At 32.9% G+C, this 8,418-nt stretch carries 7 protein-coding genes and 2 pseudogenes; 6 read left to right on the top strand and 3 right to left on the bottom strand.

Annotated elements, in window-relative coordinates; all coding sequences use genetic code 11:
- Positions 1 to 183 (bottom strand): annotated as a pseudogene (locus BG20_RS07425) (metal-dependent transcriptional regulator); the annotation flags it as partial.
- Position 184: 1 nt separating this feature from the next.
- On the bottom strand, positions 185 to 952 hold the full coding sequence (locus BG20_RS07430; RefSeq protein ID WP_048097153.1) for a helix-turn-helix domain-containing protein: 768 nt from the start codon (positions 950 to 952) through the stop codon (positions 185 to 187).
- Between the two features lie 71 nt (positions 953 to 1,023).
- Here BG20_RS07430 and tes point away from each other — a divergent pair, with 71 nt between their 5' ends.
- The 3 genes from tes to BG20_RS14015 are packed head-to-tail and all read left to right on the top strand — an operon-like array spanning position 1,024 to position 3,715.
- Positions 1,024 to 2,733, top strand: a complete 1,710-nt coding sequence (tes, locus tag BG20_RS07435; RefSeq protein WP_238527558.1) for a tetraether lipid synthase Tes — start codon at positions 1,024 to 1,026, stop codon at positions 2,731 to 2,733.
- A gap of 38 nt (positions 2,734 to 2,771) precedes the next feature.
- The gene (locus tag BG20_RS07440; RefSeq protein WP_010193007.1) at positions 2,772 to 3,476 is read left to right on the top strand and encodes a glycosyltransferase; all 705 of its coding nucleotides are present in this window, start codon (positions 2,772 to 2,774) and stop codon (positions 3,474 to 3,476) included.
- A gap of 44 nt (positions 3,477 to 3,520) precedes the next feature.
- Positions 3,521 to 3,715: a glycosyltransferase gene (locus BG20_RS14015; RefSeq protein WP_420805938.1), complete on the top strand. Its 195-nt coding sequence runs from the start codon at positions 3,521 to 3,523 to the stop codon at positions 3,713 to 3,715.
- Here BG20_RS14015 and BG20_RS07445 read toward each other — a convergent pair.
- Positions 3,712 to 4,604, bottom strand: a pseudogene (locus tag BG20_RS07445) (NAD-dependent epimerase/dehydratase family protein). The gene BG20_RS14015 and the pseudogene BG20_RS07445 sit on opposite strands and share 4 nt — an antisense overlap.
- Positions 4,605 to 4,690: 86 nt before the next feature.
- Here BG20_RS07445 and BG20_RS07450 point away from each other — a divergent pair.
- The 3 genes from BG20_RS07450 (at position 4,691) to BG20_RS11695 (ending at position 8,269) form a co-directional block, all read left to right on the top strand.
- On the top strand, positions 4,691 to 6,067 hold the full coding sequence (locus tag BG20_RS07450; protein WP_010193012.1) for a nucleotide sugar dehydrogenase: 1,377 nt from the start codon (positions 4,691 to 4,693) through the stop codon (positions 6,065 to 6,067).
- Entirely contained in the window at positions 6,054 to 7,274 is a 1,221-nt protein-coding gene (locus BG20_RS07455) for an asparagine synthase-related protein (RefSeq protein WP_010193014.1), read from the top strand. The genes BG20_RS07450 and BG20_RS07455 overlap by 14 nt, the downstream gene beginning before the upstream one ends.
- A gap of 179 nt (positions 7,275 to 7,453) precedes the next feature.
- Positions 7,454 to 8,269 (top strand): FkbM family methyltransferase, encoded by an 816-nt coding sequence (locus tag BG20_RS11695; RefSeq protein ID WP_010193016.1) that lies wholly within the window; start codon positions 7,454 to 7,456, stop codon positions 8,267 to 8,269.
- The last annotated feature ends 149 nt before the right edge of the window (positions 8,270 to 8,418 follow it).

Here is an 8,418-nt window from a genome sequence, read left to right on the forward strand (position 1 = left end):
TTTTTTGAGCATTTGTACAACACTTGGTTGTCTAACATTGAGCATTTTTGCAATTGTACTGATTTTGACATCTTCTCCTCTTTCTTTGATGTGCCAAATTGCCTTCAGATACATTTCAACATGTTCTGCTTCTGCTGTTCCTACAAAAAGAGTTTCATCGTTATCATCATTTATTGCGTCCATACTATACCATCTTTGAATCTTTTAATAAATATTCAAAGTATGATCGTGCAAATCCGGCCAATCCTGTATGATCTGCCCAAATTGCTACAATATCTGATGTATTCATCTCTTTCATTTCAGGACCAAGTAAAATCACGACATATCTGTTATCTGAAATTATTCCACCTCCGAAAAGTCCTTTTTTGATTTTTACTGTCGCAACTCTGCTTATTGCTTTGATGGATTCTTTGTCCATTTTATCTGATGTCAATATCGTAATCTTTACTCCTTTATCGTGAAGTGATCTTAATTTTGGTAATGCCTGTCTTACTAGTTCCTGTCCTGCTTCAGGCAATGCAATCATTACCTCATTCCTGCAAGATTCAACCATCTCCAAAATTTTTGAGGCGATATTTATTGCACCTGATAATACCCATATGTCTGGTTTCTCACTAGTTCCACTTTTTTCATATAATGGCACTAGTTCTTTTAATATGATATTTTGATTTTGTAAGAATTCATTTTGCATCTTTTGCTTAGTCGTTTCTAATCCTGTAGAGGGAGATTTTGCAAAATATTTTGTTGGTCTTGAGTCATCAGAGCCTATCCATCCTTTTTCTTCTAATGTTCCTAATACTTCATAAATTTTTGAATATGGAACTCCTGATTTTTGACTAAGATCAGCTGCAGTTAATTCTCCGGATTGAAGCAATGAGGTGAATGTTCTAATTTCGTAGCTAGTAAGACCTATCTTTTCTAGAGACTTTCTTGTCTTGTCTGATATGTTCATGCGATCTACTCGTTCAGTTTTGTTATTTAAATCAGACATGCCTAATTACTAAATTCCATACGGGGGCGAGTGTGAAATGGATTATATATCATCTCGGAAGAATTTCCAATACAGGCATGGCATTAATTCAGATTTCCAATCAATCAACTAAAAGTCTAGGAAAAAAATCCACCATTAGATTCACTCAAAGCATATGTCCTGACTGTAACATGATCTTGGATGCTGAGGTATTTGAGAGAGACGATAAAGTCTACATGTCAAAGATTTGCCCAACTCACGGTGAATGTGAGGAATTATACTTTGGTTCTTATCAAATGTACAAAAAATTCAGTACATACTGGATGGATGGTAAAGGTGCTCATTCTCCAAACGTAATGATTGACAAATGTTCATGTCCAAACAACTGTGGTCTATGTTCAAATCACTTATCTCACAGTGGATTGGCAAACATGATCGTAACTAACAGATGTGATTTAACATGTTGGTATTGCTTTTTCTATGTAAAGAAAGGCCTTGAAGGCGCTTACATGTACGAACCAGATCATACACAAGTAAGAGGAATGATGAAGACTCTAAAGGCTGAAAGACCAATCCCAGGTAACTCTATTCAGATTACTGGTGGTGAACCAATGCTTAGAGAAGATATTGCTGATGTTATTAAAATAATGAAAGAAGAAGGCGTTGACCATGTCCAGATGAATACAAACGGTATCAGACATGCAATGGATCCAGAGGCAGCAAGAGAAGTCAGACTGGCTGGATGTAATAACTTGTATCTTTCTTTTGATGGTGTAACTGCAAGAACAAACCCAAAGAATCACTGGGAAATTCCTTATGCACTTGATAGCTGCAGAAAAACAGGTACTACTGTGGTATTTGTTCCAACTGTAATCAAGTCAATTAATGATCATGAACTAGGTGGAATTATTAGATATGCACAAAAGAACATGGATGTAGTTCACGCTGTAAACTTCCAACCAGTATCTCTAACTGGAAGAATGGGTAAAGGAGAACGTGAAAAATATAGAATCACAGTTCCAGATTGCATTCAAAGAATTGAAGAACAAACAAACGGTGAGGTAACAGTTGATGACTGGTTCCCAGTACCAAGTTGCATGCCACTAACTAACGTAATTGAAGCATTCTCTAGTAAACCAAAATATGAGTTATCTATTCACTTTGCTTGTGGTGCAGGTACATACATTTTCGAGGATGCAGAGACAAAGAAATTTGTTCCACTAACTAAATTCTGTGACATTCAAGGAATGCTAGAATTATTTGAGGATAAGGCAGAAGAGATTCGTTCTGGTAAAAACAAATACTTTACAATGCTTGAAGTTGTAAGAAAACTCAAAGGATTCGTTGATACAAAAAAGCAACCAGCTGGATTAGACTTGGCAAAGATGTTTGGTAATATCTTGATGAAGAGATCCTTCGAGTCCATTGGTTCATGGCATGTCAAGGGATTATTCTTAGGTATGATGCACTTTCAGGACAAATACAATGAAGACTTGGAAAGACTCCAAAGATGTGATATTCACTACTTAACCCCAGATCTTAGAATAGTTCCATTCTGTGCATTTAATGTAATTCCAGAATGGTACAGAGACAGAATTCAAAAGAAATATTCCATCACAGTAGAGGAATGGGAGCAGAGAGAAGGTGTCAAACTAGAAGACGGTCTGTATCGTGGTCTAATGAGACGTGGAGCAGGCGATGAACTTGCTGCTGGCTGTGCAAAAAGTCAAATGTTCCATGATGCTGCTCAGGCAACAATGTAAATCTTAGACCTTAAATTATCTAAAACTAATTTTGTTTTGTGAAGATACTTTTCATTTCTCCAAGATATGAAGGGGGGATAGGAGGTCACGCATTTAGAGTAGCAGAAAAACTACGTGAATCTGGATTTGATGTAAAACTAATGCATGTTCCACATGTACCGATAAAAAATCTGAAAAATCCGAGCTTTGTAATTTTTGGAATGATTAAAGCAATACTTGACAGAGAAAAGTATGATGTTGTACATGCATGGAATGTCCCTTCTGCATTTGTGATGAAATTTGTCAAGGCAAAAAAGAAAGTTCTCTCAGTTCATGGGATTTATTCAGAACAGGTAGATGCATTACACTCTACTGCAACAAGTAGCATGGTTAGTAATGCTGAATCTAAAGTTTTAAAATTTGCAAATGTTCTAACAACTGATTCAAAATCAGTTCAAAAAACATACAAAGAAAAACTAGGTCTTGATTTTGTGTATCTTCCAGCCCCATTAGATACTAAAAAATTTGATCAAATCCCAGATATAAATAAAATCGAAAATCAAATTGCATATGTTGGACGAGATAGTTTTGAGAAAGGAACTGACATCTTGAGAAAAATAGAGCCGCAAATTAAAGGCAAAATAATTTACTGTACAGACATGTCTTGGATTGACGCTATGAAAAATCTTAAGGCATCTTCTACTCTTGTTGTGCCTTCAAGAATGGAAAGCCTGCCACAATCGATCAAGGAGGCATTTTTTTAAAAATTCCAGTAATTGCTACAAGCGTTGGAGACATTCCAGAGATAATTAAAAATAATGAAACTGGAATCCTTGTTCCACCAAACGATCCACAATCATTACATGAAGCAATTAATTCATTATTGGAAGATAAAGACAAGGCATCAAAAATGGCAGAAAATGCATTTGATTTTATAATTGAAAATTTTACGTGGGAGAAATTACTCTCTCAATATACTGATTTTTATAAAAAATTACTTTAGATAAAAAATTTTGACAGTCCTTTTTTTAATTCCATGGAGTACTTCCATTTCAGTGTGGATTCTGTAATACTAGTATCTGCTTGACTAGATTGCACGTCACCGTCTAGCGCTTTTTCATATTGTGGTTCAAGTTTCAAACCAGACAATTCGATCATTATTTTTGCAAGCTGCTGAATTGAAGTCGTTTTACCTGTACCGATATTAAAAAATCCCTTCTTTACATTGCTGTTCATAGCAGCTATGTTTGCAAGTGCGACATCTTCAACAAAAATAAAATCCCTAATTTGTGTACCTGTTCCAAAAATTATTGGCGATTTTTTTCTTTTAATCTATTGAGGAATTTTGTAATTACGCCAGCATAAGAGCCAGTCTGACCTTCTCCGTAGACATTAAAGTATCTAAGACCAATAATTGATACATTATCTTTGGAATATTTTTCAGCAAGAAACTCGTCATCTAATTTTGTTTTTCCATATGGATTGATTGGATTACGCTCGCTATTCTCAGTTATTGGAATTTTTTTTGGATTTCCGTAAACACTTGAGCTACTTGCATAAACTACCTTCAAATCAAACTCTTTTGCAATTTTAAATACATTTTCAGTTCCTTTTACATTTACATCGATGTATTCCTGTTGTTTTGTAAATGATTCTTGGACATCTGTAAGTGCAGCTTCGTGAAATACTCCGTCTGAATTTTTTAAAATATTTTGAAGCTGGTCCAAATCTCTAATGTCAGCTTTATGAAATTCTACATCCAGTGATGAAATTCTTTCAATCTTTCCTCTATACAGATTATCAATTACAATTGGGGTGTGGTTTTGTTTGAGGAGTTGTTTTACTATGTTGCTTCCAATAAATCCCGCTCCCCCGGTTACAACAAACTTCACGTCGTCGCTAAAATTTTCCAATCTTTAAATCTTCATTATTAATAAAACTAAAAAACAAGTAAATTATGTGAAGTTGTAAGCCCAAAATGAAAAATGTTCTAGAAATGAGTGAATCTGAGTTCAATAATAGTATCCAATCAGGCTCACTCAAGATATGTGTAATTGGAATTGGTAGAATAGGTCTACCAACTGCTCTATCCTTTGCAAACTCTGGCCTATCCACTATTGGTCTTGATATCAATTCTGAACTGGTTAATATGGTAAATCAAGGGGAATTTCCTTTAAAGGATGAGCCAGGATATCCTACAATCTTTGAAAAAGTTTTAAAAGAAAAAAAATTCTCTGCAACTACTAAAATCCAAGATGCTGTTCCTCAATCAAATGTAATAGTTCTATCGCTTCCCACTCCTATGGATAAACAAAACGTGCCAAATTATGATGCTTTGCGCTCAGTAGGACGACAACTACATGAATTTTTATCTTCAGGCTCTATAGTGATTGTTGAAAGTACAATTGAGCCAGGTTTTATTGAAAATGAATTAAAATCCATAATAGAAGGAAATGATCTCAAACTAGTTGCAGGAAAAAATTTCAGCATTGGAGTATGTCCTGAAACTGCAAATCCCGGGCAAATTCTTAATGATTTTGAGCGATTACCTAGATTGGTTGGAGCTATAGATCAAAGAACCCATAACATAATAAAAAAAATCTACAAACATGTCTTTACAGTGGATTTAATTTCAATGCCTGATTGTAAAACTGCAAACGCTGTAAAGTTGACTACAAATGTTTTTCGTGATCTAAACATCGCATTTATCAATGAGTTGGCATTAATCTTTGAAAAATCTGGAATAGATATCATGACAGTTTTAGAGGCTGCAAAAACAAAATATAATTTTCAAGTACATTATCCAGGAGCTGGAGTAGGTGGACCCTGTCTTCCTGTAAACTCTTATCAAATGATAAATTTTGCAAAAACTTTTGGATTTGATAATTTTTCTATTGTTGAAACTGGACGAAAAATTAATGAATCTATGCCAGATCATGTAATTGAACTTTTAAAAGATGCATTTGCTGAATCTCATATTGACATAAAGAATTCCACAATATTGATTTTAGGTGTAACCTACAAGCCAGATGTAAAAGATGTCCAACTTACTCCTGCAGAGCCAATTATTTCAAAATTACAACAACTGGGTTCTAAAGTGAAAATATATGATCCGTACTTTAAGAATTCAAATTTGTTTGGAATCAACTGTGAATCAAACCTCTTGGAAACTTTAAAACAATCTGATGCCATGATAGTGGTTACAGCGCACAAAGAGTTTCATGATTTAGAGCCTGTATTTTTAAAATCAGCAATGAAATCACCTGTAGTAATTGATTCTAGGTGTATAATCAATCAATTTGATGCAAAAAATGCTGGATTGATTTATCGTGGAGTTGGACGTGGAAAACTCTGATCCTACTTTGGATGCATTATCTTTAAAATCTACGCTGACCTTAAGATATGATTCGACTCAAAAACCAATCCTTCAAAAACTGAAATGGGATGATTTTACACAAAAATCTCAAATCTCTACTACAATCATTGAGAATTCCATTAAGAAAAGTATTCTAAACTCAGTTGGAAATTCAGAGCCTGAAAAAATATCTATCTCATTGAGTGGAGGAATAGACTCTTCTGTAGTTTTGCTGTTTTTAAAACATGTTTTTACAAATTCTAAAATCAAAGCAATTACTGTAAAATTCTCTGACAGTGTAGATGAAACTTCTAGGGCAAAAGATATTGCAAATAATTTTGATGTAGAACAGGAAATACTTTTCATAGAAAACTATCTAGAAAAACTCCCACAAGCAATTAATGTATCAAAACTTCCGTTTTGGGACATTCATTGGTATTATGTGGCAGAAAAGGCAAAAAAATATTCAAATTATCTAGCTTCAGGTGATGGAGGAGATGAGCTGTTAGGCGGATATGTCTTTAGATATTCAAAATTTCTTTCTTTGATTAGACCAAATTCAACTCCTATGGAAAAAGCTCAAGCATACATTCAATGTCATGAACGGGATCATGTTCCAGATCAAGAGTCTATCTTTGGTTCAAAATCTGATTTTAGTTGGTCAGATATTTACAACATACTGCTTCCATATTTTGATAATTCTTTGGCTCCATTAGAACAAGTTTTTTTGGCAGACTATAATGGGAAATTACTTTACAACTTTTCCATTCTTAACACAAAAATAATAAACTCGTTTGGAATCAAACCGATTATCCCTCTTTTATCAAATGAAATGATCTCACACTCAATTCACATGAATGCAGAAGAAAAATATGACAAATCACAAAATATTGGCAAACTACCTTTACGAAAAATTCTTGAAAAAAATGACATGCTAAAGTTCTTTGATGATCAAAAACTAGGTTTTTCTGTAAATACAATAAATCTGTGGAATAACTATGGTCATGAAATATGTAAGCACTATCTGTCTGATTCTAGATTGGTTAAAGATGGATGGCTTGATAAAAACTGGATTCTAAAGCATATTGATAGAAAAGATCTTGATGTTAGATATGTCAATAAATTTTTAGGATTACTGTCTTTTGAGATTTGGTATAGGATGTTTGTAACTGGTGAGTTTAATCCAAAAACTAGTCTAAAAAATTAATCTTTTTATGTAATACAATCCAAAAATTTGTTTTGGTACAAAACTTGAGATATTTTCTAAATATATAATGATATTTAGATTATATTCAAAATTATCTAAGAACATTCATTAAATCTGTTTTTTATAAAATGTAGATGAAAAAGATCTTTTTGTCATTATATAGGAAAGGAAGAAAAAATATGAGTAGAGGATATGGATTTGGTAAGCGTAAACCCGTAAGAAAAATATTACGAGTAATTGAATCCATTCTAAAATCTGATTTTGCAGAGATTGAAGGAAATAAAATGTTTTTAGGAAAAGGGGATCCACATAGTATCTCTATAGAGGGTGTTTTTGGTAAATTAGATACAGAAATTATCAAAAACTGTATCAAGACAGGAGATATTGTAGTAGATTTGGGAGCTAATATTGGATATTATACACTAATAGCTGCAAAACTGGTAGGAGATAAAGGAAAAGTTTTCGCATTTGAGCCAGAACCTAAAAACTTTGAAATTCTAAAAAAAAATGTTGAGCTGAACAATTATCAGAATGTCATATTAGAACAAAAAGCTGTTTCGGATGTAAATGAAAAAATAAATCTATATCTATCTGAAGGTATTGGGACTCATAGTATTAAATTAAAACAAAATATAAAACAAACTATACAAGTTGAAAGTATAAGATTAGATGATTACTTCAGTAATCTAAACTTGACAGATAAAATAAATTTTATAAAAATTGATGTAGAAGGAGCAGAATTTCGTGCATTAAATGGTATGAATATGATTCTTAAACAAAGTAAACATCTAAAAATTTTTACTGAATTTATGAAAAATTTTATTGTTGAATCTGGAACAGAACCAAAAGATATGCTAGAATTACTTATCAATAATGGATTTAATATTTCATATGTTGATGATGAGAAAAATCGTCTAGTTCCTATTGATATTGAACACTTACTTAACGCGGATGATAGTAAGACAAACAACATTTTATGTGAACGAAATCTCTAATTTTTTTAAAACATTCAAAGTAACAAATTGTGTTTATCAGAAATATTTAAAAAATCTGTATTGCATTAAGCCTCATGTTTCATCAACTCTTTTATTGTGATATGTTTTGATTTACCAATATTTTATTTAGAGTCAACAAATTTCTTTGC

Source organism: Candidatus Nitrosarchaeum limnium BG20 (assembly GCF_000241145.1).
In the GTDB taxonomy this organism is placed as follows: domain Archaea; phylum Thermoproteota; class Nitrososphaeria; order Nitrososphaerales; family Nitrosopumilaceae; genus Nitrosarchaeum; species Nitrosarchaeum limnae.